The organism is Aquiflexum lacus, from assembly GCF_015476655.1.
Classification (GTDB): domain Bacteria; phylum Bacteroidota; class Bacteroidia; order Cytophagales; family Cyclobacteriaceae; genus Aquiflexum; species Aquiflexum lacus.
Map to the genome: position 1 here is coordinate 1 of NZ_JABFHF010000063.1, position 1,871 is coordinate 1,871.

The 1,871-nt window shown below is 36.0% G+C and carries 3 protein-coding genes; all 3 read left to right on the forward strand.

Annotated features, from left to right (window positions below; translation table 11 throughout):
- Window positions 1–108 precede the first annotated feature (108 nt).
- Entirely contained in the window at window positions 109–534 is a 426-nt protein-coding gene (locus HMJ38_RS24985; RefSeq protein ID WP_194977180.1) for a hypothetical protein, read from the forward strand.
- 245 nt (window positions 535–779) lie between these two features.
- On the forward strand, window positions 780–1,001 hold the full coding sequence (locus HMJ38_RS24990; RefSeq protein WP_194977181.1) for an antitoxin VbhA family protein: 222 nt from the start codon (window positions 780–782) through the stop codon (window positions 999–1,001).
- Complete coding sequence (locus tag HMJ38_RS24995; protein ID WP_228780269.1) at window positions 976–1,599, forward strand: Fic/DOC family protein; 624 nt, start codon at window positions 976–978, stop codon at window positions 1,597–1,599. Before HMJ38_RS24990 ends, HMJ38_RS24995 begins: the two co-directional genes overlap by 26 nt.
- Window positions 1,600–1,871: the final 272 nt, after the last annotated feature.

Sequence of the window (1,871 nt, forward strand, 5' to 3'; positions counted from 1 at the left end):
AATGGGCTTATATTTAGACTATCCGAAAAGATAACGGAGATTTTTGGACAAACTGACGTTACCTGCTATAAAAAGCCACTGCAATAAAAAAACGATAGTGATAAACGAATGGAAATTATAGGAAAAATACTATACACTACAGCTGGGATTTTGATTGCTTATTTCATTATAAGTAGATGGACAGGTAAAAGAGTAAAGGATTTCAATTCTAAGTTCTTTAAATATTCTCTAATCTTTTTAATTGTTGCCTTTGGATTTAACTTATTAATCAGCTGGATAAGCTCAGAGCCTGAAATAGTCATACAAACTGTTGAACAGTTGAAGGTTGACCCAGAAATCAAAAGAAAAATAGGGTCCTTCAAAGGATACAGGTACAATAAGAATGAAATCGAAAGTATAAAAGAACTACCCGCTAACATTGATTTCACCCTGTTCGGAAGTGAGGGAGAAATTCATCTTTCTGTGATGGTGGACTCCTCTTCAAACATATTTGAGGTAAAAAAATATGCGGTTGATAACCTAATCAAAGAATAGATTGATTTGGAACACGGTCGAAAACAATTTAAACAGCAGGTAACATCACCTTGGATCCAGCGGGCGGTTCAGAGTAAATAGAAAGTTTAGTATCTTTAAGAAGCTAGGTGAAAGTATGAAGAGAACGGCTCCGAATGCCCGCCGTCTCCAAGCTGAATCACGTTATGCACTATTCTAAAACAGAGGGACATAAGTGAAAAATGAGGGAAATTTTGTAAATTCGTTGAAGGTTTAACCCAAAGCATATGTTTAATACAATCGAAATTGACAGGAATAATCTGACAATAATGGGAGTGAAGTTTTCAGATTTAAAGACATTAGAAAGCACAGCAAATGCTTTAGGAAGTAATATGTTTGAAGGTTTTAAACCAACACCAAAAGGGGTTGAAATAATTAGAGATTATGTAATAGGCAAAATTTCATTGAGCGAATTGGTGAAGTTTGCAGAAGAAAAGGCTTATGTCTGATTCTTATAAGTACATAGACTTTGATTATACTTACACTGACCCAAAAACAGGAATTTTAAAAAATCTGCAGGGAATAACGGACCCAGACGTATTACTTTTTGTTGAAAGTGGTGCAGTAACAAAACGACTTCAGGAACTTTACAACAATCCCATTAAGATTAAAGGAATTGAAAACCTTTTTGATATTCACAAACATTTGTTTCAAGATATATATGTCTGGGCTGGCAAAAAACGGGTTGTGGAAATAAGTAAGGATGGAAAACAATTTTTTCCCACCACCCATTTTGATAATGCCAGTAGCTACATTAATTCTTTAATAGCTGACTACAAGAAAATTCGAAAAAACAGAAGAAAAGAATTAGCAGAAAAGTTAGCCGAAATTTTAGATAATGTAAATTATTTTCATCCCTTTAGAGAAGGTAACGGACGTGCACAAAGAGAGTTTTTAAGGTTGTTGGCCTTGGAAAAAGGGTTGATTCTGAACCTAAACCCTCCTGACAATAAAAGTGTGTTTGAAAGATATATGAAAGGAACAATAGAGAGTGATTTAGAAATATTGAAAGAATTGATTTTTGAACTAATTGCCTCAAAAAAATGAAAAAGAACAGTGCATAATCGAGTAGCCCGACCTGAGCCAATTGGCTCAGGTTGAGGCTCTCACACCATTGTACGTACGGTTCTCGTATACAGCGGTTCGTAAAGCATAAGGCTGCCGCTCTTTACACCAACAACCTCTTTCCGCTACTTTTAAGATAAGGCTACTCAAAGGCTCCTTATCGAATTTTCACTTCACAATACTGCCTGCCCCGACTTCTTCGGGGTTCGGCCCTTCACCAACTCGTGAGAACTCCTACTTTCTGTAGGCTCAAG